2 protein-coding genes and 1 pseudogene are annotated in these 26,119 nt (G+C 63.9%); all 3 read left to right on the top strand.

Annotation, left to right across the window (positions count from 1 at the left end):
* Positions 1-76 precede the first annotated feature (76 nt).
* Complete coding sequence (locus HXW87_RS13360) at positions 77-12,397, top strand: non-ribosomal peptide synthase/polyketide synthase (protein ID WP_239779040.1); 12,321 nt, start codon at positions 77-79, stop codon at positions 12,395-12,397.
* Positions 12,397-23,679 carry an amino acid adenylation domain-containing protein gene (locus tag HXW87_RS13365; protein WP_345773077.1) on the top strand — a complete coding sequence of 3,761 codons (11,283 nt, stop codon included), beginning with the start codon at positions 12,397-12,399 and terminating at the stop codon, positions 23,677-23,679. Before HXW87_RS13360 ends, HXW87_RS13365 begins: the two co-directional genes overlap by 1 nt.
* Positions 23,603-26,119, top strand: a pseudogene (locus HXW87_RS29595) (amino acid adenylation domain-containing protein); the annotation flags it as partial. The gene HXW87_RS13365 and the pseudogene HXW87_RS29595, both read left to right, overlap by 77 nt.

Below are 26,119 nucleotides of genomic sequence, written 5' to 3' on the forward strand. Positions count from 1 at the left end.
ATTTTTCCGGTCTGCATTCGTTTTATAGGGACGACGTGCCTTTGTGCTTCCTGCCTACTGATCCGGATGCTGAGAAATGAATGCTGAAGACTCCTTGAAACTTGCTCGCCGGTTTATCGGGTTGCCCCTGGAAAAGCGCCAGATGTTCCTCGCGGCCCTGCACAAGGAGGGCGTGGATTTCGCGCGGTTCCCGATACCCGCCGGCATAGAAGCCGAGGATCGTCAGGCGCTGTCTTACGCGCAGCGACGCATGTGGTTCCTCTGGCAACTCGACCCGCAGAGCGGCGCCTACAACCTGCCCGGTGCGGTGCGGCTCAACGGGCGGCTGAACCTGGCGGCGCTGGAGCAAGCCTTCGCCAGCCTCGTGGAGCGTCACGAAACCCTGCGCACAGTGTTCCAGCGCCAGGCCGATGACAGCCTGCTGCAAGTGCCGGCTTCGGCGCCGCTACTGATTAACCGGGAAGACTTCAGCGCTCTGTCGGCCAGCGAGCGCGAACAGGCGGTGATCGATGCCGCCGAACAGCAGTCGCTGCTGCCATTCGATCTGGCGGTCGGCCCGTTGCTGCGCGTGACCTTGCTCAAGCTGGCCGAGCAGGAACACGTGCTGCTGCTGACCCTGCACCACATCGTGTCCGATGGCTGGTCGATGAACGTGTTGATCGACGAGTTCATCCGTTGCTACGACGCGTTCGACGCGGGTCAGATGCCGCAATTGCCGCCACTGCCGATCCAGTACAGCGACTATGCGCTGTGGCAACGCCGCTGGCTGGAGGCCGGTGAGCAGGCGCGTCAGCTCGACTATTGGCAGGCGCAACTGGGCGACGAACACCCGGTGCTGGAGTTGCCATTGGATCATTCGCGCCCGGCGATGCCGAGCTATCGCGGCACTCGTTACGAGTTTGCGGTCGACGGCCAACTCGCCGAGCAGCTGCGCAGCACGGCGCAACAGCATCAAGTCACTTTATTCATGTTCCTGCTCGGCGCCTTCAATGCGCTGCTGCACCGTTACACCGGGCAGACCGACCTGCGGGTCGGCGTGCCGATCGCCAACCGCAATCGCGGCGAGATCGAAGGCCTGATCGGCTTCTTCGTCAACACCCAGGTGCTGCGCACGCAACTCGACGGCCAGACCCGGGTCGACGAGTTGCTGCGGGCGGTCAAGGAAACCGCGCTGGGTGCGCAGGCGCATCAGGATCTGCCGTTCGAGCAACTGGTCGAAGCGCTGAAGCTGGAACGCAGCCTCAGCCACACGCCGCTGTTCCAGGTGATGTACAACCACCAGCCGCACGTCGCCGATATCGCCACCCTCCGCACCGCATCCGGCCTGCAACTCGACAGCCTCGACTGGCAGAGCCGCACCACCCAGTTCGACCTGACGCTGGACACCTGGGAGCAGGGCGGCAAGCTGCACGCCGCACTGACCTACGCCAGCGACCTGTTCGCTGCACCGACCATCGAACGCATGGCGCGGCACTGGCTGCGCCTGCTGACGGCGATGGTCGCTGATCCGTCGCAGCGCATCGGTGAGTTGCCGCTGCTGGAGGCTGACGAGCAGCGCACGTTGGTGCACGACTGGAACAACGTCCACGCGCAGTACCCGAGCGACACGCCGATTCACCGACTGATCGAAGCGCAGGTCGCGCGTACGCCGCAGGCACCGGCACTGCTGTTCGGCGAACAGACCCTGAGTTACGCCGAACTGGATGCCCGGGCCAATCGCCTGGCGCATCTGCTGCGCGAACAGGGCGTGCAAGCGGACAGTCTGGTTGGCGTGTGCGCCCTGCGTTCGGTGGAAATGGTCGTCGCGCTGCTGGCGATTCTCAAGGCCGGCGGCGCCTACGTGCCGCTCGATCCGGAGTACCCGCAGGAGCGTCTGGCCTACATGATCGAGGACAGCGGCATCACCATGCTGCTGACGCAACAGGCGCTGCTGGCAACGCTGCCGACTGACGGCGTAAATGTCATCACCCTGGATCAGCCGGAGCTGCTCGACCGTTACAGCGATAGCCGTCCCGACGTCAGTGTCGATCCGCTGAATCTGGCGTATGTGATTTACACCTCGGGTTCCACCGGCAAGCCGAAGGGCGCCGGCAACAGCCACGCGGCGCTGGTCAACCGTTTGTGCTGGATGCAGCAAGCCTATGCGCTGGACGCCCGTGATGCGGTGCTGCAGAAAACCCCGTTCAGCTTCGACGTGTCAGTGTGGGAGTTCTTCTGGCCGCTGCTGACCGGCGCGCGCCTTGTGGTGGCCGCGCCGGGCGCGCACCGTGATCCGCTGCAACTGATCGATAGCATCAACCGCCACGGCATCAGCACGCTGCACTTCGTGCCGTCGATGTTGCAGGCGTTCATCCACGAACCGGGCGTGGAAAGCTGCAGCAGTCTCAAGCGGATTGTCTGCAGCGGCGAAGCGTTGCCGCTGGATGCGCAGCTGCAAGTCTTCGCCAAGCTGCCGAGCGCCAGCCTCTACAACTTGTATGGCCCGACCGAAGCGGCCATCGACGTCACCCACTGGACCTGTGTCGATGAAGGCGCCGACAGCGTACCGATCGGCCGGCCGATCGCCAACCTGCGCACCCATGTCCTCGATGCCGAATTGCTGCCGGTGCCGAGCGGTGTCGCCGGTGAACTGTATCTGGGTGGCGCCGGGCTGGCGCGCAGTTATCACCAGCGTCCGGCGCTGACGGCCGAACGTTTTGTGCCGTGCCCGTTCCATGACGGCGCGCGCCTGTACCGCACCGGCGACCGTGTGCGGCAGCGCGCTGACGGGGTGATCGAATACCTCGGTCGTCTCGACCATCAGGTGAAGTTGCGCGGCCTGCGCATCGAGCTGGGTGAAATCGAGACCCGCCTGATGCAGCACTCGCGGGTGCGTGAGGCGGTGGTGCTGGTGCAGGGCGGCAAGCATCTGGTGGCTTACCTTGTGCTGGAACAGGCGCAAGCGGACGAACAGTGGCAGCAAGAGGTCAAGGCGTGGCTGCTCGGCAGCCTGCCGGAATTCATGGTGCCGACCTACCTGATCACCCTCGACAAATTGCCGGTCACCGCCAACGGCAAACTCGACCGCAAGGCCTTGCCGCAACCGGATGCCGCGCCGCAACAGGCGTTCGTGGCACCGCAGGACGCCATGCAAAAAGCCCTCGCGGCGATCTGGGAAGCTGTGCTCGGCCTCGACCGCGTTGGCCTCGATGACAACTTCTTCGAGCTGGGCGGCGATTCGATCATCTCGATTCAAGTGGTCAGCCGCGCGCGGCAAGCCGGGATCCGTATCAGCCCGCGTGACCTGTTCCAGTACCAGACGGTGCGCAGTCTGGCGCTGGTCGCGAGCCACGATCATCTGTCCTCGGTGGATCAGGGACCGGTGAGCGGCGATGCCGTGCTCGGGCCGATCCAGCAGGATTTCTTCAACCGCGCGATGCCGGTGCGCGAGCACTGGAACCAGTCGTTGCTGCTGACTCCGCGTGAGGCATTGAATGCGCACTGGCTCAATGTTGCGCTGACCCACCTGATCAATCACCACGACGCCTTGCGTCTGCGTTTTGTCGAAGGCAGCGAAGGCTGGCAGCAAAGCCACGGCCCGCTGCTGAGCAGCGCTGAACTGTGGCAACGCGATGCCGAATCTGCCGAACAGTTGCAGGTGTTGTGCAACGAAGCGCAGCGCAGCCTCGACCTGCAAAACGGCCCGTTGCTGCGGGCGTTGCTGGTGACCATGGCCGACGGCTCGCAACGACTGGCGCTGATCATTCATCACCTAGCGGTCGATGGCGTTTCCTGGCGGGTGCTGCTGGAAGATCTGCAGCAGGCTTACGAGCAACTGGCGGCGGGCGGCGGCATTCAGTTGCCGGCCAAGACCAGCGCGTTCCAGAGCTGGACGGCGCGTCTGGCGCAGGAAGCGTCGCGCTTCGATGAGCAATTGAGCTATTGGAAAGCCCAGCATCAGGGTGCCAAGGATCTGCCGTGCGACCGCCCGGATGGCAGCCTGCAAAATTTGCATGGCGAGAAAATCGAATGGCGCCTCGACGCCGAGCGCACCCGCCAGTTGCTGCAACAGGCGCCGGCCGCCTATCGCACCCAAGTCAACGATCTGTTGCTCACCGCACTGGCGCGCACCATCAGTCGCTGGAGCCAGCAGCCGGGCACGCTGATCGAACTGGAAGGCCATGGCCGCGAAGATCTGTTCGATGACATTGACCTGACCCGCACCGCGGGCTGGTTCACCAGTCTGTTCGCGGTCAACCTGACCGCCAGCGCTGATCTCGACGGCTCGATCAAGGCGATCAAGGAGCAACTGCGCGCGGTGCCGGACAAAGGTCTGGGTTACGGCGTGCTACGGCATCTGGCCGCGCCGTCGGTGCGCGCCGAACTGGCCGCGCTGCCGCAACCGCGCATCACCTTCAACTACCTCGGCCAGTTCGACCGCCAGTTCGACGAGGCGGCGTTGTTCGTGCCGGCTGTTGAAACCAGCGGCGTGGCGCAGGACTCGTCGGCGCCTTTGGGCAACTGGCTGACCGTCGAAGGTCAGGTGTATGGCGGCGAACTGTCGATGAGCTGGGGCTTCAGCCGCGAGATGTTCGACAGCGCCACGGTGCAGCACCTGGTCGATCAATACGCCATCGAGTTGCAGGCGCTGATCGAACACTGCTGCACGCTGCCCATTGCGCAAGCGACGCCTTCGGACTTCCCGCTGGCTCGGGTGACCCAGGCGCAACTGGATGCGCTGCCGGTGCCGGTCGGTCAGCTTGATGATGTCTATCCGCTGTCGCCGATGCAGCAGGGTTTGCTGTTCCACACTCTCTACGAGCAAGCGGCGGGGGAATACATCAACCAGTTGCGCGTGGATGTGCAAGGCCTTGACCCTGAGCGCTTCCGCGCTGCATGGCAGGCCACCGTCGATGCGCAGGACATTCTGCGCAGCGGTTTCGTCTGGCAGGGCGAACTGGCGCAACCGCTGCAGATCGTGCACAAACAGGTGCAGTTGCCGTTCAGCATTCTCGACTGGCGCCAGCGTGATGATCAGCCGGCAGCCCTCGCGGCGCTGGCCGATGGTGAACGTCAGCAAGGGTTCGATTTGAGCCATGCACCGTTGCTGCGTCTGGTGCTGGTGCAGACCGCTGCCGAGCAATGGCACCTGATCTACACCCATCACCACATTCTGATGGACGGCTGGAGCAACTCGCAGTTGCTCGGCGAAGTCTTGCAGCGCTACAGCGGTCGCACCCCGGCCCATGGCGGTGGACGGTATCGCGATTACATCGCCTGGCTGCAGCGTCAGGACGCGCAACTGAGTCAGGACTTCTGGAGCGCTCAGTTGGCCACGCTGCAAGAGCCGACCCGACTGGCCCGCGCCGCCATCGGCGGCGAAGGCGACAGCGGCCACGGCGACCATTACCTGACGCTGGACGTGACGCGCACCCAGGCGCTGGAAGCGTTTGCCCGCCAGCAGAAAGTCACCGTCAACACCCTCGTGCAAGCTGCGTGGCTGCTGTTGCTGCAGCGCTACACCGGTCACGAAGCGGTGGCGTTCGGTGCGACCGTGGCCGGGCGTCCGGCGGATTTGCCGGGCATCGAGCAACAGGTCGGCCTGTTCATCAACACTCTGCCGGTGATCGGCGCGCCGCGTCCGGACCAAAGCGTTAGCCAATGGCTGCAAGCGGTGCAGGCGCAAAACCTCAGCCTGCGCGACTTCGAACACACGCCGCTGGCGGACATCCAGCGCTGGGCCGGGCAGGGCGGGGAAGCGCTGTTCGACAACATTCTGGTGTTCGAGAACTACCCGGTCGCCCAGGCGCTGAGCCAGGCCGGGCAAGGCCTGACATTCGGTGAGGTCGGCAACCTGGAGCAAACCCATTACGCCCTGAGCGTGGCGGTCACCCTCGGTCAGCAACTGGCGTTGCACTACAGCTTCGACCGCAGCCAGTTTGCCGGTGAGGTGATCGAAGGCATCAGTGCCCACCTGCTGCAATTGCTTGAGCAATTTGCCGTGTCGGCCGAGCGCAACCTTGGCGAAATCGCTCTGGCCAGTGCGCAAGAGCATGCCCGCCAGCAAGCCGAAAACCAGCCGCAGCCTTACCCGTTGGACATCGCTGTGCATCAGCGCATTGCTGCGCTGGCGGTCGAGCGTCCGCAGCGCACCGCGGTGATCTTCAACGGTCAGCACTTCAGTTATGGCGAGATCGAGCAGCGTGCCAATCAACTGGCTCACGCGCTGATCGCCCGTGGCGTCGGCGCCGAGACCCGGGTCGGTGTGGCCCTGCCACGCAGCGAGGCGGTGATCGTCGCGCTGCTGGCGGTGCTCAAGGCTGGCGGCGCCTATGTGCCGCTGGACACCAGTTACCCGCGTGAACGCCTGGCCTATCTGATCGAGGATTCAGGGCTGGCACTGTTGCTCAGCGATTCATCGGTGTCGGCGCAATTGCCGGTCGGCGAATCGGTGCCGTTGCTGGAGCTGGATCGTCTCGACCTGCACGAGTTGCCGAGCACGGCGCCACAGGTCGCAGTCGATCCGCACAATCTCGCGTACGTGATCTACACCTCCGGTTCCACCGGCAATCCGAAAGGCGTCAGCGTTGCCCACGGCCCATTGGCGATGCATTGCCAAGCCATCGGTCAGCGCTACGAAATGCGCGACAGTGACTGCGAATTCCACTTCATGTCGTTCGCCTTCGACGGTGCCCACGAACGCTGGCTGACCAGCCTGACCCACGGGGCTTCGCTGCTGATTCGCGACGACACGCTGTGGACACCGGAGCAGACCTACAACGCGATGATCGAACACGGCGTGAGCGTGGTCGCGTTCCCGCCGGTGTACCTGCAACAACTGGCCGAACACGCCGAGCGTGTCGGCAACCCGCCGAAGGTGCGGATCTATTGCTTCGGTGGCGATGCGGTGCCGAACGCCAGTTTCGAGCGGGTAAAACGCGCGCTCGATCCGGACTACATCATCAACGGCTACGGCCCGACCGAAACCGTGGTCACCCCGTTGATCTGGAAGGCTGGCCGTGAAGAGCCATGCGGCGCTGCTTACGCACCGATCGGCAGCCGGATCGGCGACCGCAGCGCCTACGTGCTCGACGCCGATCTGAACCTGCTGCCACAAGGTATGGCCGGTGAGCTGTACCTCGGTGGTACCGGGTTGGCGCGGGGTTATCTGAACCGTCCGGGGCTGACTGCTGAGCGTTTTGTCGCCGACCCGTTCAGCGCAAATGGCGGGTTGCTCTATCGCACCGGCGACCTGGTGCGTCAGCGCGTCGACGGCACGTTCGACTATCTGGATCGCATCGACAATCAGGTGAAGATTCGCGGGTTCCGTATCGAACTGGGCGAAGTCGAAGCGGCGCTGCAAGCCCTCGACGGCGTGCGCGAAGCGGTAGTCGTGGCGCAGGAAGGCAGCGCCGGCAATGGCAAGCGTCTGGTGGCCTACGTGGTCGGTGATTCGGCCCGTGCCGAGTTCACCGACGACCTGCGCGCGCAGCTCAAGGCCAGCCTGCCGGCGCACATGGTGCCGGCGTATGTTCTGCGTCTTGAACGCATGCCGCTGACGCCGAACGGCAAGCTCGATCGCAAGAACCTGCCAAAACCGGACGTCAGCCAACTGCAACAGACCTACCTCGCACCACAGACGGCGCTGGAGCAGCAACTGGCGGCGATCTGGCAAGACGTGCTCAAGCTTGAGCAAGTGGGTGTCAGCGACAACTTCTTCGAACTGGGTGGCGACTCGATCATCTCGATTCAGGTGGTTAGCCGGGCGCGGCAGGCCGGGATTCGCTTCAGCCCCAAAGACCTGTTCCAGCACCAGACCATTCAGGCCCTGGCCACGGTCGCGCAGACCGGCGAGGCGGTGCAGCCCATCGATCAGCATGCGCAAACCGGCGAAACCGCGCTGCTGCCGATTCATCAGGCATTCTTCGCCGAAGCGATTCCCGACCGTCACCACTGGAACCAGTCGGTGATGCTCAAGCCGACGCAGGCACTGGATGCTCAGGTACTGGAGCAGGCGCTGGATGCGTTGGTGGTGCAGCACGACAGTTTGCGTCTGGACTTTGTTGAGCAGGCCGCGGGTTGGTCGGCGCATTACCGCGACGTTGCTACGCAAGCGGGGGAAACCATTCTCTGGCAAGTCGAGGTCGCTGATCTCGCCGCCCTTGAGGCACTGGGCGACAAGGCCCAGCGAAGTCTGCAACTGAGTGGTGGTTCGCTGATCCGCGCGGTGCTGGCGAACCTGGCTGATGGCAGTCAGCGCCTGCTGCTGATCGTTCATCACCTGGTGGTCGATGGCGTGTCGTGGCGGATTCTGTTCGAAGATCTGCAAAACGCCTATCGCCAGCTCCTCGTGGGCAATCCCGTGCAATTGCCGGCGAAAACCAGTGCGGTCAAAGCCTGGGCGGCGGCGTTGCAGGACTACGCTACAAGGCCTGCATTGCAGGCCGAACTGGGCTTCTGGCAGCAGCAGTTGCAGGGCGCTTCGGCGGCCTTGCCTTACGACCGTCCGCAGGGTGGTCAGCAACACGATCAGGCGCTGACCCTGCGCCGCAAACTCGATCAGACCCTGACCCGCCAGCTGTTGCAAGAAGCTCCGGCGGCCTATCGCACCCAAGTCAACGACCTGTTGCTGACCGCACTGGCGCGGGTGCTGGTGCGCTGGACCGGTGACGACAATGCGTTGGTATTGCTTGAGGGCCATGGTCGCGAAGACCTGTTCGAACACATCGATCTGACCCGCACCGTGGGCTGGTTCACCAGCGTATTCCCGGCACGCCTGGCACCGGCCGCCGAACTCGGCGCGTCGCTCAAGCAGATCAAGGAACAGCTGCGGGCGATCCCCCACAAAGGCATCGGCTTCGGCGCACTCGCGCACCTTGGTGATGAGCCGACACGTACCGCCCTGCAAGCCTTGCCGGCGCCGCGCCTGACCTTCAACTATCTTGGCCAGTTCGACGGCAGCTTCGATGCTGCCAGCGATGCTCTGTTCGTGCCGACCAGCGAGTCCGGCGGCGCCGAGGTCAACCTGCAAGGGCCGCTGGGCAATCCGCTGGCGCTCAACAGCAAGGTGTTCGGCGGCGAGCTGGACCTGAGCTGGACCTACAGCGGCGCGATGTTCGACACCGCCACCATTCAGCGTCTGGCCGACGACTATGTGCATGAACTGACCGCGCTGATCGGCCACTGCTGCGACACTGCCAACCGTGGTGTGACGCCGTCGGACTTCCCGTTGGCGCAACTGTCGCAAGCGCAACTCGACGCGCTGGTACTGGAGCCGCAAGGCATCGACGACATCTATCCGCTGTCGCCGATGCAGCAGGGCATGCTGTTCCACACCTTGCTCGAACACGGCAATGGCGACTACATCAACCAGATGCGCCTGGACGTCGACGGTGTCGACCCGCAACGCTTCCGCGCAGCGTGGCAGGCGGCGGTAGATGCCCACGACATCCTGCGCAGCGGCTTCTTCTGGCAAGGCGATCTGCCGCAACCGGTGCAAGTGGTGCAGCGTCAGGTCGAGGTGCCGTTCAGCGTACTCGACTGGCACGACAGGACTGATCTGGAGGCAGCGCTGCAAACCCTCGCCGATGAGGAGCGCGCACTGGGTCTGGACCTGAGCTGTGCACCGCTGATGCGCCTGGTGCTGGTGCGCACCGCAGCCGAGCGTTATCACCTGATCTACACCAACCATCACATCCTGATGGACGGCTGGAGCAGCGCGCAGTTGCTCGGCGAAGTGTTGCAGCACTACAGCGGCGAAGCGGTCGCCCGTGGTGCGGGTCGCTATCGCGATTACATCGCCTGGCTGCAGCGTCAGGATGGCGCGGCGGCTGAAGCTTACTGGCTGGCGACGCTGGGCAATCTGCAGGAACCGACGCGCCTGGCCAATGCCATCGCACGGCCGCAGGCCGGTTTGCCGAGCGTGGGTTACGGCGATCATTACCAGGTGCTCGACGCTGAGCTGAGCCAGCGCCTGGGCGAGTTTGCCCGGGCCGCGAAAGTCACCGTCAACACCTTGGTGCAAGCGGCGTGGCTGCTGCTGTTGCAGCGCTACACCGGCAAGGATTGCGTGGCGTTCGGCGCCACCGTCGCCGGGCGCCCGGCGGACCTGCCGGGTGCCGAAGCGCAGATCGGCCTGTTCATCAACACGCTGCCGGTGATCGCTGCGCCGTCCGCGCAGCAGAGCGTGATCGCCTGGCTGCAAGCAGTACAGGCGCAGAACCTCGCCTCGCGCGAGTTCGAACACACGCCGCTGGCGGATATTCAGCGCTGGGCCGGGCAGGGCGGCGACGCGCTGTTCGACAGCCTGATGGTGTTCGAGAACTACCCGATTGGCGAAGCACTGGAGCGCGGTGCGCCGCAAGGTCTGCGCTTCGGCGCGGTGGCCAATCAGGAACAGACCAACTATCCGCTGACCCTGCTGGTGAACATGGGCGCGCAACTGTCGGTGCATTTCAGTTATCAGCGCGACAGCTTCGCGGCGGCCAGCGTGGCGCAGTTGGGCGCGCATCTGCAGCGTCTGCTGAGCCAGATGGCGGATGCCGGTGAGCGCACGCTCAGCGAGCTGAACCTGATCGAACATAACCTGCCGGTGAACAGCGATTTCGCCACCGAGCAGTGCATCCATCAAGCCATCGCCCGTCAGGTGGCGGCGACGCCGGATGCCCTCGCGGTGACCTTCGCCCATACGCAACTGACCTACGCCGAACTGGACGCGCAGGCCAATCGTGTGGCGCACAAGCTGCTTGAGCTGGGTGTCGGCCCGGAAGTGCGCGTGGGCGTGGCAATGCCGCGTTCCGAGCAGTTGCTGGTCGCCTTGCTCGCGGTGCTCAAGGCTGGTGGCGCTTACGTGCCGCTGGACCCGGATTACCCGGCGGATCGCGTGGCTTACATGCTCGAAGACAGTCGGGCGCGGGTGTTGCTCACCGAGCAGGCGGTTGCCGCGACGCTGAGCGTACCGGGCGATACGCAAGTGCTGCTGTTGGATCAGGTTTCCTTGAGCGATTATCCGAGCTGCGCGCCTGAAACATCGGTCGCTCCAGATAACCTCGCCTACGTGATCTACACCTCCGGTTCCACCGGCAAACCGAAAGGCGTGGCGATTGCCCATCGCAACGTCATGGCGTTGATCGACTGGTCGGCCAAGGCCTACCGCCGCGAGGACATTCAAGGCGTGTTGGCTTCCACTTCGGTGTGCTTCGACCTGTCGGTGTGGGAGCTGTTTGTCACTCTGGCTAACGGTGGCTCGCTGATCATCGCCCGTAATGCCTTGGAGCTGCCGCACTTGCCGGCCCGCGATCAAGTTCGTTTGATCAACACTGTGCCGTCGGCGATTGCCGCGCTGCAACGTGCCGGGCAGATTCCGTCGAGCGTGCGCATCATCAACCTCGCTGGCGAGCCGCTGAAACAAGCGCTGGTGGAGGCGCTGTATCAGCAGCCGACGGTTGAACACATTTACGACCTGTACGGCCCGTCGGAAGACACCACTTATTCGACCTGGACCCGCCGCAAGGCTGGCGGTCAGGCGCGGATCGGTCGTGCGCTCGAGCACAGTGCCAGCCATCTGCTGGATGCCGATCTGCACGCGGTGCCGCAGGGCGTTTCGGCGGAGCTGTACCTGTCCGGCGCCGGCATCACGCGCGGTTATCTGGGGCGTGCGGCAATGACCGCCGAGCGCTTCGTGCCGAATCCTTTCGGCGGCAACGGCGAGCGCCTGTACCGCACCGGCGACCTGATTCGTGAGCGCGAGGAGGGCGAGCTGGAGTACATGGGCCGGATCGACCATCAGGTGAAAATTCGTGGATTCCGCATCGAACTGGGAGAGATCGAGGCGCGATTGCTCGCGCAACCGGCAGTCAGCGAAGCGGCGGTGCTGGCCGTCGAAAGCGACAGCGGTGCGCAACTGGTGGCGTATGTGGTTGCCCCGCAATTGAACATGCACGACGGCGACGCGCAGCGGCAACTGCGCGAGGGACTAAAGACTGGCCTCAAGTCTTCGTTACCTGACTACATGATTCCCGCGCACCTGCTGTTCCTTGAGCAGTTGCCACTGACCCCCAACGGCAAACTCGACCGCAAGGCCCTGCCGGCGGTCGATGCCAGCCAGATGCAGGCCGCGTATGTCGCGCCGCACAGTGAGCTTGAGCAGCAGGTCGCGGCGATCTGGCAGCAAGTGCTCGAAGTGCAACGCATCGGTCTGAACGATCACTTCTTCGAACTCGGCGGGCACTCGCTGCTGGCGGTCAACGTGGTGTCGCGCATGGCTCTTGAACTGGGCCTGACGCTGACCCCGCAACTGTTATTCCAGCACCCCGTCCTGAGCGATTTTGTCGCTCGACTCGATACAGGAGGCGGGGCAATCAACGAACAGAAACTGAGCAAGCTGGAAGCCCTGCTTGACGATATGGAGGAAGTCTGATGGACAAGAGTGTTGCTTTGAGGGTAGCCAAGCGCTTTATCACTCTGCCGCTGGACAAACGTAAGCTGTACCTGGAAAAGATGCTCGAAGAGGGCGTCTCTCCGGCCAACCTGCCGATCCCGGAAACACGTTCCGGGTTTGCGGCGATTCCTCTGTCGTACGCTCAGGAACGTCAACTGTTCCTCTGGCAAATGGACCCGCACAGCACCGCGTATCACATCCCCAGCGCCCTGCGCCTCAAGGGCCGGCTGGATGTGGCAGCGCTGGAGCGCAGCTTCAACGCAGTGGCGGCGCGCCATGAAAGCCTGCGCACCACTTTTGCCGAACAGGGTGAAAGCTTTTGCCAGGTGATTCATCCGCCGCTGCCGCTGAGCATCAGCCTGACGCCGTTGCCGGAGGGCCTCGACGCCGCCGGTGAAGACGCCGCGATCAAGGCCTTCGTCGAGAGCGAAACCGCACGCCCGTTCAATTTGCAGCAGGGCCCGCTGCTGCGGGTGGCGCTGCTCGAAGTGGCACCGGACGACCATGTGCTGGTGCTGATCCAGCACCACATCATCGCCGATGGCTGGTCGATCAAAGTCCTGGTCAACGAGCTGATCCAGCATTACGCCGCCGACACCGCCGGGCAGCCGCTGAGCCTGCCGGAACTGGAAATACAGTACGCCGACTACGCGATCTGGCAGCGCCACTGGCTGGAAGCGGGCGAGCGTGAGCGCCAGTTGGCCTACTGGGTCAAGACCCTGGGCGGTGAGCAGCCGGTGCTGGAACTGCCGATCGATTTCCCGCGTCCGGCCGTGCAAAGCCTGCACGGTGCGCGGCTGGAACTGAACCTGCCGGCAGACCTCGGTAATGCCCTCAAACAGCTGGCGCAGCGCGAAGGTGCGAGCCTGTTCATGCTGCTGCTGGCGTCGTTCCAGGCGTTGTTGCATCGCTATAGCGGACAGGCGCAGATTCGCGTCGGGGTGCCGACCGCCAACCGTAACCGGGTCGAGACCGAAGGCCTGATCGGCTTCTTCGTCAACACGCAAGTGCTGAATGCCGAGGTCAGCGGGCAGTTGCCGTTCAACCAGTTGCTGGCTCAGGTCAAGCAGGCGGCGATGGCTGCGCAGGCGCATCAGGATCTGCCGTTCGAGCAACTGATCGAAGCCTTGCAACCGGAGCGCAGTCTGAGCCACAGCCCGGTGTTCCAGGTGATGTTCAACCACCAGACCAGCCGAGACCAAGGCCGCAGCGCGGCGCAGTTGCCGCAACTGAGTGTCGAGGATGTGCAGTGGGAAGGGCGCACCGCGCAGTTCGATCTGACGCTGAATACCTACGAATCCAGCGACGGCTTTGCCGCCGAGCTGATCTACGCCACTGATCTGTTCAAAGCTGAAACCGTCGAGCGCCTGGCGCGTCACTGGCAGAACTTGCTGCGCGGCATCGTCGCCGCACCGAGCCAGCGCGTCGGCGAATTGCCGTTGCTGGAAAGCGCCGAACACGGCGTGCTGTTGCAGGATTGGCTGCGCATCGCTGACCGCAGCACGCAAGCCGAATGCGTGCAGCAGGATTTCTCCCGGCGTGCGCAGCAAACGCCGCAAGCCACTGCACTGATCATCGGCGAACACGTGCTGAGCTACGCCGAGCTGGATGCCCGCTCGAGTCAACTGGCGCACAAGCTGATCGAGGCCGGTGTCGGCCCGGATCAATTGGTCGGCATCGCCGTCGAGCGCAGCGTGGAAATGATCGTCGGCCTGCTGGCGATCCTCAAGGCTGGCGGTGCTTATGTGCCGCTGGATCCGGCGTATCCGCAGGATCGCCTGGCCTACATGATCGAGGACAGCGGCCTGCCATTGCTGCTGACCCAAAGCCATTTGCAGGCGCAGTTGCCGATCCCGCCGGGCGTGCAAACGCTGCTGCTGGATCAACCTCGCGAGTGGCTGGCGGCTTATCCACAGAGCGCGCCGGACGTTGCAGTCAATGGCGAGCATCTGGCCTACACGATCTACACCTCCGGTTCCACCGGCAAACCGAAAGGCGTGATGGTGCGCCACGCGGCGCTGAGCAACTTTGTCGCGAGCATGATCAAGCAGCCGGGCATCGTGGCCACGGATCGCGTGCTGTCGCTGACCACCTTCTCGTTCGATATTTTCGGCCTGGAAATCTACGCTCCATTGCTGGCCGGCGCCTGTGTGGTGCTGACCGGCAAGGACGTGCATCAAGACCCGCAAGCGGTGCTCGAACTGATCGAGCGTCACGCCGTGACGACGCTGCAAGCCACGCCTTCGACCTGGCGCATGCTGCTGGACAACCAACAGGCGCCCATCCTGGCGGGCCGCACGTTCCTCTGTGGCGGTGAAGCGCTGCCGCAGGAGCTGGCGCAACGCATGCTCGCACTGACGCCGAGGGTGTGGAACCTCTACGGGCCGACCGAAACCACCATCTGGTCGGCGCAGCATGCCTTGAGTGCGGACAACAGCCGTCCATTCCTCGGCACGCCCATCGACAACACCGCGTTGTACATCCTCGGCAGCGACCTTGAGCTCAATCCGCTCGGCGCCCCGGGTGAACTGCTGATCGGCGGCGACGGCCTCGCGCGTGGTTACTTCCAGCGCCCGAGCCTGACCGCCGAACGTTTTGTCCCGGATCCTTTTTCGAAAACCGGCGCGCGCCTGTACCGCACCGGCGATCTGACCCGTTACCGCGCCGAAGGCGTGATCGAGTACATCGGGCGGATCGACCATCAGGTGAAAATCCGTGGTTTCCGGATTGAACTCGGCGAGATCGAAGCGCGTTTGCTCGCCCTCGACAGCGTGCGCGAAACCGTCGTAGTCGCTCAGGACGGCCCGACCGGCCCGCAACTGGTCGGCTATGTGGTGCCGATCGCCGACAATATTGATGAAGGCGAACTGCGTGCTGCATTGAAAGCCAGCCTCAAGGCCGAACTGCCGGAATACATGGTGCCGGCGCACCTGTTGTTCCTCGCGCAACTGCCACTGACGCCGAACGGCAAAGTCGACCGCAAAGCCTTGCCAGCACCTGACGCCAGCCAACTGCAATCGACTTACATCGCCCCGGAAACCGCCACTCAACACAGCGTCGCCGAGATCTGGCAAGCGGTACTCAAGCTTGATCGCGTGGGCTTGAGCGACAACTTCTTCGAACTGGGCGGGCACTCGTTGCTGGTCACGCAAGTGGTCTCGCGCGTCCGTCAGGCGCTGAACGTGCAGGTGCCGCTGCGCACGTTGTTCGAACACAGCACGCTGGAAGATTTTGTCGCCGCGCTGGGTGTCGATCAGGCGCATCGGGAGCCGCCGATTGTTGCCTTGCCACGCCAGCAACCGCTGGCGCTGTCCTATGCCCAGGAACGTCAATGGTTCCTCTGGCAACTGCAACCGACCAGCACCGCTTATCACGTGCCGGCGGCGTTGCGTCTGCGCGGTGAGCTGGATCTGCCGGCGTTGCAGCGCAGCTTCGACGCTCTGATTGAACGCCACGAATCGCTGCGCACCTGCTTTGTCGAACAGCAGGGCCAGACCCTGCAAGTGATCCAGGCTCACGGCACGCTCGATATGCAGGTGCAGGACGTGGCGGCGGATCTCGACGAGGCGGCGCTGCAAGCGCTGGTCGCCGCCGAAACCCTGCACCTGTTCAATCTGCAGCAAGGCCCGTTGCTGCGGGTCAAACTGCTGCGTCTGGCCGCCGATGACCACGCACTGGTCATCACTCTGCATCACATCGTCTCCGATGGCTGGTCGATGAATGTCATGGTTGATGAACTGGTGGCGTTGTATGCCGCCTACAGCCAGGGCCAGCGCGTGCAATTGCCGGCGCTGCCGGTGCAATACGCCGACTACTCCGTGTGGCAGAAACAGTGGATGGACGCCGGTGAACGCGAGCGTCAATTGAGCTACTGGACCGCACAACTCGGCGCTGGCGATCAACCGCTGCTGGAGTTGCCGATCGACCGTTCGCGTCCAGCCGAGCAGAGCTATCGTGGCGCCCGTCGCGATATCCCGCTGAGCCGCGAACTGGCCACCGCGCTCAAGCAACTGGCGCAGCGCGAAAACGTCACGCTGTTTGCGCTGCTGCTGGCGTCGTTCCAGACCTTGCTGCATCGCTACAGCGGTCAGGCCGATATCCGCGTCGGGGTGCCGGTGGCCAACCGCAACCGGGTCGAGACCGAAGGCCTGATCGGCTTCTTCGTCAACACCCAGGTACTGAAGGCCGAGTTCGACAGTCAGCAGACGTTCCGCAGCCTGCTGCAGCAAGTGAAAAATACGGTGCTGGGTGCGCAAGCGCATCAGGATCTGCCGTTTGAACAACTGGTCGATGCGCTGCAACCGGAGCGCAGCCTCAGCCACAGCCCGCTGTTCCAGGTGATGCACAACCACCAGAGCCAGGTGCGTCAGGCGCAGGGCGCCACACGGCTGCCAAAACTGGCGATTGAAGGCTTGTCTTGGGCGTCCAGTACCGCGCAGTTCGACCTGACCCTGAACACCTTTGAATCGAGCGACAACGTCTGGGCCGAGCTGACCTATGCCACCGATCTGTTCGACGTCGAAACCATCGAACGCCTGGCGCAGCACTGGACCCGTCTGCTGCAAGGCATCGTCGCCGACTGCGCTCAGCGCATTGCCGAACTGCCGCTGCATGACGCCGCCGAACACGCGGCGACCTTGCAGCAGTGGAACCCGGCCATCCGCGATTTCCCGAGCGAGCAGTGCCTGCATCAGCGGATCGAACAACAAGCCGCCCGCGCCCCGCAAGCGATTGCCGTGAGCTGTGCCGGGCAGTCCCTGAGCTACGGCGAGCTGAACAGCCGCGCCAACCAGTTGGCCCACAAGCTGATTGCCAGCGGTGTCGGCCCGGACGTGCGCGTCGGTCTGGCGGTGGAGCGCAGCCTCGACATGCTGGTCGGCCTGCTGGCGATTCTCAAGGCCGGCGGCGCCTATGTGCCGCTGGACCCGACCTACCCGGAAGAACGCCTGAGCTACATGATCGGCGACAGCGGCATCGCCTTGCTGCTGACCCAGAGTCATCTGCTGGGACGTCTGCCAGTACCCGATTCGCTGCGCAGCCTGATGCTCGATCAGGAACGTGATGGTCTGGAAGGCTACAGCGACAGCAATCCGCAGGTGCGCATGAGCCCGGACAACCTGGCTTACGTGATCTACACCTCCGGTTCTACCGGTCAACCGAAGGGCACGTTGCTGGCCCATCGCAACGTGCTGCGGCTGTTCGAGGCCACTGATGCGTGGTTCGGTTTCGGCGCCACGGATGTCTGGAGCCTGTTCCATTCCTATGCTTTTGATTTCTCGGTGTGGGAGATTTTCGGGGCGCTGCTGTACGGCGGCAAACTGCTGGTGGTGCCTTACGAGGTCAGCCGCTCGCCGGAAGATTTCTTCGCCTTGCTCTGCCGCGAAGGCGTCACCGTGCTCAACCAGACGCCGTCGGCGTTCAAGCAATTGATGCAAGTGGCCTGCGCCCCGGAGCACGCGGCGCAAGCACTGGCGCTGCGTTACGTGGTGTTCGGCGGCGAGGCGCTGGAGGTCAAGAGCCTGCGTCCGTGGTTCGAGCGTTTCGGCGATCAGGCACCGCAACTGATCAACATGTACGGCATCACCGAAACCACCGTGCACGTGACCTACCGGCCGATTACGCTGGCCGACTTGCAGCGTGACGCCAGCAGCCCGATCGGCGAGCCGATTCCCGACCTGTCCTGGTACTTGCTCGACGGAGATCTGAACCCGGTCGCCAAAGGTTGCATCGGTGAGCTGTACGTCGGTCGTGCCGGCCTGGCTCGCGGTTACCTGAACCGCGCGGACCTGACCAGCCTGCGCTTTATTCCCGACCCGTTCGCCGCCGATGGCGGGCGTCTGTACCGTACCGGTGACCTGGCGCGCTACCGCCCCGACGGCGTGATCGAATACATCGGGCGCATCGACCATCAGGTGAAGATTCGCGGTTTCCGTATCGAGCTCGGCGAGATCGAAGCGCAACTGCTGGAACAGGCTGCCGTGCGCCAGGCCGTGGTGCTGGCGCAACCGGGCCTCAGCGGTCAGCAACTGGTGGCGTATCTGGTGCCAGACGACGCCGCGCTGCTCGACGCGAGCCCGGCCGAACAGGCGCTGTGGCGCGACAGCGTGCGCGCCGAACTCAAGGCCAATCTGCCGGACCACATGGTCCCGGCGCACCTGTTGCTGCTGGCGCAATTGCCGTTGACCGCCAACGGCAAACTCAACCGCAACGCCTTGCCGTCGCCGGACGCCAGTCAGGCGCAGCAGTCCTATCAGGCGCCGCAAAGCGCGATGGAGCAGGGGCTGGCCGCGATCTGGCAGGACGTGCTGAAGCTGCCGCAAGTCGGCATCCACGACAACTTCTTCGAACTGGGCGGTGACTCGATCATCTCGATTCAGGTGGTCAGTCGCGCCCGTCAGGCCGGCATTCGCCTCAATCCCAAAGACCTGTTCCAGCACCAGACCGTGCAGCGTCTGGCGCTGGTCGCGCAGTGGGGTGGCGACGAATCGAGCATTGATCAGCGAGCCGCGAGCGGTGCAGCGTTGCTGCTGCCGATCCAGCAGCAATTTTTCGCCGACGACATTCCGCAGCGTCATCACTGGAACCAGTCGGTGCTGCTGCAACCGCGGCAGACGCTGGACGCTGAGAAAATCGAGCAAGTGTTGCGCGCCCTGGTGGCCCATCACGATGCCTTGCGCCTGAGCTTCACCCAGCACGATGGCGTGTGGCAGGCCGAGCACCGCGCGGTCGAAGCGCTGCCACAGAACCTGCTTTGGCAGGAAGACGTCGCGGATGCCGCCGCCCTTGAAGCCTTGGGTAATCGCGCCCAGCGCAGCCTCGATCTGCAACACGGGCCGTTGCTGCGTGCGGTGCTGGCGACTCTGGCCGATGGCACGCAGCGGTTGCAGTTGGTGATTCATCACCTGGCGGTGGACGGCGTGTCGTGGCGGATTCTGCTGGAGGACCTGCAAAACGCTTATCAGCAGCTGCTCAACGATCAGCCGTTGAGCCTGCCGTCCCGGACCAGTGCCTTCAAGGACTGGGGCGAACACTTGCAGCGCTACGCCAACAGCCCGGCGTTGCAGGCCGAACTGGATTATTGGCAGGCCTGCCTGAGCGATGTGAGCACCGATCTGCCGTGCAAGCGCGTTGACGCCAGCCAGGACAATCGTCTGGCCCAGACCGTACAAACCCGCCTCGGCACCGAGCTGACCCGGCAACTGCTGCAAGAGGCCCCGGCGGCGTACCGCACCCAGGTCAACGATCTGTTGCTGACGGCATTGGCGCGGGTCATCGGCCGCTGGAGCGGGCAGGCGTCGACGCTGATCCAGCTCGAAGGCCATGGTCGCGAAGCACTGTTCGACGGCGTCGATCTGACCCGCACGGTGGGCTGGTTCACCAGCCTGTTCCCGGTGCGCCTGACGCCGGCAAACACGCTTGGCGAGTCGATCAAGCAGATCAAGGAACAACTGCGCTCGATCCCCAACAAGGGTATCGGTTTCGGTGCCTTGCGTTACCTCGGTGATGCCGGAGCGCAGCAGCGCCTGCAGGCCTTGCCGAGCCCGCGCATCACCTTCAACTACCTTGGGCAGTTCGACGGCAGTTTCGCCGGCGATGACGCTGCGCTGTTCGTGCCGTCGCCGGACAACGCCGGCCTTGATCAGAGCCCGGAGGCGCCGCTGGGCAACTGGTTGACCCTCAACGGTCAAGTGTATGGCGGCGAGCTGCGGGTGGGCTGGACGTTCAGCCGCGAGCGTTTTGACAGCGCGGTGATCGAAGCCCTGGCCGCAGATTACGCCGCAGAACTCGCAGCGTTGATCGGCCATTGCCTGACCCCGGGCGTCGAAGGCCTGACCCCGTCGGACTTCCCGCTGGCCGGCCTGACGCAGGCGCAGCTCGACCAGTTACCGCTGGCGCCACGCCAGGTCGCCGATGTGTATCCGCTGTCGGCGATGCAGCAGGGCATGTTGTTCCACAGCCTCTACGAGCAGGCGACTGGCGATTACATCAACCAGGTCCGGCTCGATGTCGAAGGCCTCGACCCGCAACGCTTTCAGCAGGCCTGGCAAGCGGCGGTGGACAATCACGACATCCTGCGCAGCAGCTTTGTCTGGCAGGGTGAACTGGCGCGTCCAGTGCAGGTGGTGCACAAGCAACTGGACATGCCGTTCCGCGTGCTCGACTGGCGTGATCGCGACGCTTGCCAAAGCGATCTGAATGCACTGGCGGCTGCCGAACAGGCGCAAGGTTTCGACCTGAGCCAGGGGCCGCTATTGCGTATGGTCGTGGTGCGTCTGGACGAGCAGCGTTGCCATTTGATCTACACCAACCACCACATCCTGATGGACGGCTGGAGCAACTCGCAGTTGCTTGGCGAAGTCCTGCAACGCTACAGCGGGGTTGCCCAGCCGCCACTGGCTGGACGTTATCGCGATTACATCGATTGGCTGCAGCGCCAGGACGTGCAGGCCAGCGAACGTTACTGGACCGCGCAACTGGCTGACCTGCAAGCGCCGACCTTGCTCGCGCAAGCGCTGCAGGCGCAGCGCGGCGATGCACCGCGTGACGGTCATGGCGAACATTTCTGCGTGCTCGACGCTGAACAGACGCGGCGTCTGGGCGAGTTCGCGCGCCAGCAGAAGGTCACCCTCAACACGCTGATTCAGGCGGCCTGGCTGCTGCTGTTGCAGCGCCTGACCGGCCAGTCGTGTGTGGCGTTCGGCGCCACGGTGGCGGGGCGTCCGGCTGAACTCAAAGGGGTCGAGCAGCAGATTGGTCTGTTCATCAACACCTTGCCGGTCATCGCCAGCCCGCAGTCCTCATCGAGCGTTGGCGAATGGTTGCAGAGCGTGCAGGCGCAGAACCTGGCCTTGCGTGAACATGAACACACCCCACTGTTCGATATTCAGCGTTGGGCCGAGCGCAACGGTGAGGCGCTGTTCGACAACATTCTGGTGTTCGAGAACTACCCGGTGTCCGAGGCGCTGGCGCAGGGCGCACCACAAGAACTGCGCTTCGGTGAAATCCACAATCATGAGCAGACCAACTACCCGCTGACACTGCTGGTGCACTTGAGCGACGAATTGTCGATGCACTTCAGCTACCAGTGCGAAAGCTTTGCCGCGCACAGCGTGGTGCAAATGGCCGGGTATCTGCAGCGTTTGCTCGGGCAGATGAGCGAGTCGGGGCAGCGTTCGCTCAGCGAGCTGAACCTTATCGAGCACAGCCCGCCGGTGAACGGCGATTTCGTTACCGAGCGGTGCATCCATCAAGCCATCGCCCATCAAGTGGCGGCGACCCCGGATGCCTTGGCGGTGACCTTCGCCCATACGCAACTAACCTATGCCGAGCTGGACGCGCAGGCCAATCGTCTGGCGCACAAACTGCTTGAGTTGGGTGTCGGCCCGGAAGTGCGCGTGGGCGTGGCAATGCCGCGTTCCGAGCAGTTGCTGGTTGCCTTGCTCGCGGTGCTCAAGGCTGGTGGCGCTTACGTGCCGCTGGACCCGGACTACCCGGCGGATCGCGTGGCTTACATGCTCGAAGACAGTCGGGCGCGGGTGTTGCTGACTGAGCGGGCCGTTGCCGCGACCCTGAGCGTGCCGGGCAATACCCAAGTGCTGCTGATGGATCAGGTTTCGCTAAGCGGCTATTCGGCTGTTGCACCACAGACTGCGGTGCAGCCGGATAACCTCGCCTACGTGATCTACACCTCCGGTTCCACAGGCAAACCGAAAGGCGTGGCGATTGCCCATCGCAACGTCATGGCGCTGATCGACTGGTCGGCCAAGGTCTACCGCCGCGAGGACATTCAAGGCGTGTTGGCCTCGACGTCGGTGTGCTTCGACCTGTCGGTGTGGGAGCTGTTTGTCACTCTGGCTAACGGTGGCTCGCTGATCATCGCCCGTAATGCCTTGGAGCTGCCGCACTTGCCGGCCCGCGATCAAGTTCGTTTGATCAACACTGTGCCGTCGGCGATTGCCGCGCTGCAGCGTGCCGGGCAGATTCCACCGAGCGTGCGCATCATCAATCTGGCGGGTGAGCCGCTGAAGCAAGCCTTGGTCGATGCGCTGTATCAGCAATCGACGGTCGAACACGTTTACGACCTGTATGGCCCGTCGGAAGACACCACTTATTCGACCTGGACCCGCCGCAGTGCTGGCGGTCAGGCGCGGATCGGGCGTGCCCTTGATCACAGCGCCAGCCATCTGCTGGATGCCGATCTGCACGCGGTGCCGCAGGGCGTTTCGGCCGAGCTGTACCTGTCCGGCGCCGGCATCACGCGCGGTTATCTGGGGCGTGCGGCGATGACCGCCGAGCGCTTCGTGCCGAATCCTTTCGGCGGCAACGGCGAGCGCCTGTACCGCACCGGCGACCTGATTCGTCAGCGCGAGGAGGGCGAGCTGGAGTACATGGGCCGGATCGACCATCAGGTGAAGATTCGCGGCTTGCGTATCGAGCTGGGCGAAATCGAAGCACGCCTGCTGGCGCATGCATCCGTGCGTGAGGCGGTGGTCGTGGCCAGCGAAGTGTCGGGCAGTCAGCAACTGATTGCTTATCTGGTGCCGAGCGATCCGGCGATCATCGACGCCGACGCCGAACAACAGGCCGAACTGCAGCAAAGCCTCGGCAAGTGGTTGAGCGCAACCCTGCCGGATTACATGGTGCCGAGCCATCGCCTGTGGCTGGCGCAGTTGCCGCTGACCCCCAACGGCAAGATCGATCGCAAGCGCCTGCCGGCACTGGAACTCAGCGCCGCGCAGTTGCATGTCGAACCGGCGAATGCCACTGAGCAGGCGCTGGTGCAGATCTGGAAAGACGTGTTGGGCCTTGAGCAGGTCGGCACTCACGACAGTTTCTTTGCCTTGGGCGGCGACTCGATCATCTCGATTCAGGTGGTCAGTCGCGCCCGTCAGCAAGGGCTGGAGCTGAGCCCGAAAGACCTGTTCCAGCAACCGACCATTCAGCAACTGGCCCTGTGCGTGCAGGCTGCCNCAAGGGCTGGAGCTGAGCCCGAAAGACCTGTTCCAGCAACCGACCATTCAGCAACTGGCCCTGTGCGTGCAGGCTGCCGAGGGGCGTGTGGCGCCGGAGCCGGCGCTGATCGACCTGCCGCTGCACGGCTTGAGCGAGGCGCAAGTCGCGCAACTGCCACTGCCGGCCGGGCAACTGGACGGGCTCTATCGCTTGTCGCCGATGCAACAGGGCATGCTGTTCCTCGGCCTGAATTCGCCGGAATCGGACCTGTATGTCAACCAGTTGAGCGTTCCGGTGCAGGGCCTTGAGCCGCTGCGTCTGCAAGCCGCGTGGGAAAGCGTCAGCCGTCGTCACGATATTTTGCGCACCGGTTTCCTTTGGCAGGACATGGCCGAGCCGCTGCAATTCGTACTCGCCGATCCGCAGTTGCCGTTCAGTCTGCTTGACTGGCGTGAGCGGGATCATTCGGCCGAAGCCTTGCAAGGTCTGGCGGATGCCGAGCGGGCCAAGGGCTTCGACCTTGACCAGCCACCGCTGCAACGCCTGACGCTGGTGCAAGTCGGCGAGCACAGCTATCAGTTGATCTGGACCTACCATCACATTCTGATCGACGGCTGGAGCAGTTCGCAGTTGATCGGTGAGGTGCTGAGCCAGTATTCCGGACGACCACTGGCCGACGCGGTGCCGTACCGCGGTTACATCAACTGGCTGCAACAGCAGGACGCGAACGCCAGCGAAGGTTTCTGGCGTCAGCACCTGAGCCTGCTCGACGAACCGACCTATCTGGCGGACGCGGTGACGCGTACCGGCAGCGGTCGCGGTCACCAGGCGCTGTACAGCCGTCTGGGCGAGGCCCGCACCGAACAGTTGAAAGCCTTTGCCCAGGCGCAGCAGGTCACCCTCAATACCTTGGTGCAAGGCGCGTGGCTGGTGCTGCTCAGCCGTTACAGCGGCCAGCGTTGCGTGGCGTTCGGCGCCACGGTGGCGGGGCGTCCGGCGAGCCTGCCGGCTTCGGAATCGATACTGGGCCTGTTCATCAACACCTTGCCAGTGATCAAGGACGTGCCGGCCGAGCAGGCCGTGGGCGCCTGGTTGCGCGAGTTGCAGGATTTCAACCTGGAGATGCGCGAGCGCGAGTACACCCCGCTGACCGACGTCCAGCGTTGGGGCGGGCGTGCCGGGCAGTCGCTGTTCGACAGCATCATTGTGTTCGAAAACCACCCGATCGATCAGGCGCTGCGCGAGTGGCGCGATGATTCGCTGACGTTTGGCGAGATCAACAACTCGGGCCTGACCAACTTCCCGATGGACCTGATGGTCACCCTCGAAGACGGGTTGGTGATCGAGTACATGTTCCTGCGCGAACATTTTGATCTGGCGACCGTGGAGGGCATCCGCAGCAACATGGAAGGTCTGCTCACCGCACTGGTTCAGGACGCCGGGCAGGCGCTGGGACGCATCGGTCTGCCGACCGGGCACGTCGCGCCTGCGCCGCACGTTGTCGCGCAAACGCAGACCACGCTGGTACATCAGCGCATTGCCGAGTGGGCTGCGCAGCGGGCCGAACAAACCGCCGTGATCTTCAATGAGCAAGCCTTCAGCTACGGTCAGATCGACGCGCGGGCCAATCGTCTGGCGCATGCGCTGATCGCCGAAGGTGTCGGTCCGGAAGTTCGGGTCGGTGTGGCCCTGCCACGCAGCGAAAACATGATCGTCGCGCTGTTGGCGGTGCTCAAGGCCGGTGGTGCCTATGTGCCGCTGGACGCGACTTATCCGCGCGAGCGCTTGAGTTATCTGATGCACGATTCAGGCATCGCCTTGCTGCTCAGCGATTCGAGTCTGCGTCAGGTGCTGCCGACCCAGGCCAACCTGCAGGTGCTGGAACTCGATCAGCTGGATCTGCGTGCTCAGCCGGATTCGGCGCCGCAGGTGGCGGTGCAGCCGGGCAACCTGGCCTACGTGATCTACACCTCCGGCTCCACCGGTCAGCCGAAAGGTGTCGGCGTGGCGCACGGGCCGCTGGCGATGCACTGCCAGGCGATCGGTCAGCGTTACGAAATGAGCGCGGCCGATTGCGAGTTGCACTTCATGTCGTTCGCCTTCGACGGCGCGCATGAGCGCTGGCTGACCACCCTTACACACGGCGCTCGTTTGCTGATTCGCGACGATAATCTGTGGACGGCCGAACAAACCTTTGACGCCCTGCATCAGCATGGCGTGAGCGTGGCCGCATTCCCGCCGGTGTACCTGCAGCAACTGGCCGAACACGCCGAACAGCACGGCAATCCGCCGCCGGTACGGATCTACTGCTTCGGCGGGGATGCGGTGCCGGTGGCGAGTTTCGAACTGGCCAAACGCGCACTGCAACCGCAGTACATCATCAACGGCTATGGCCCGACCGAAACGGTGGTCACGCCGCTGATCTGGAAGGCCGCGGTCGACGATCAATGCGGCGCGGCCTATGCGCCGATCGGCAGCGTGGTTGGCGAGCGCACGGGTTATGTGCTCGACAGCGACCTCAATCCGCTGCCGGCCGGCATTGCCGGTGAGTTGTACCTGGGGGGTGCGTTGGCGCGCGGTTATCTGGGACGCGCCGGTGGCACCGCCGAACGTTTCGTTGCCAACCCGTTCAGCGCCGACGGCAGTCGCCTGTACCGCACCGGCGACCTGGTGCGCCAGCGTGCCGACGGCACCGTCGACTACCTCGGGCGGATCGACCATCAGGTGAAGATCCGTGGTTTCCGCATC

Source organism: Pseudomonas sp. Y5-11, assembly GCF_022368695.1.
In the GTDB taxonomy this organism is placed as follows: Bacteria; Pseudomonadota; Gammaproteobacteria; order Pseudomonadales; family Pseudomonadaceae; genus Aquipseudomonas; species Aquipseudomonas parakoreensis.

Excerpts from the sequence above, each read along its gene's own strand:
- HXW87_RS13360 (WP_239779040.1), top strand. The coding sequence starts at position 77 with ATGAATGCTGAAGACTCCTTGAAACTTGCTCGCCGGTTTATCGGGTTG.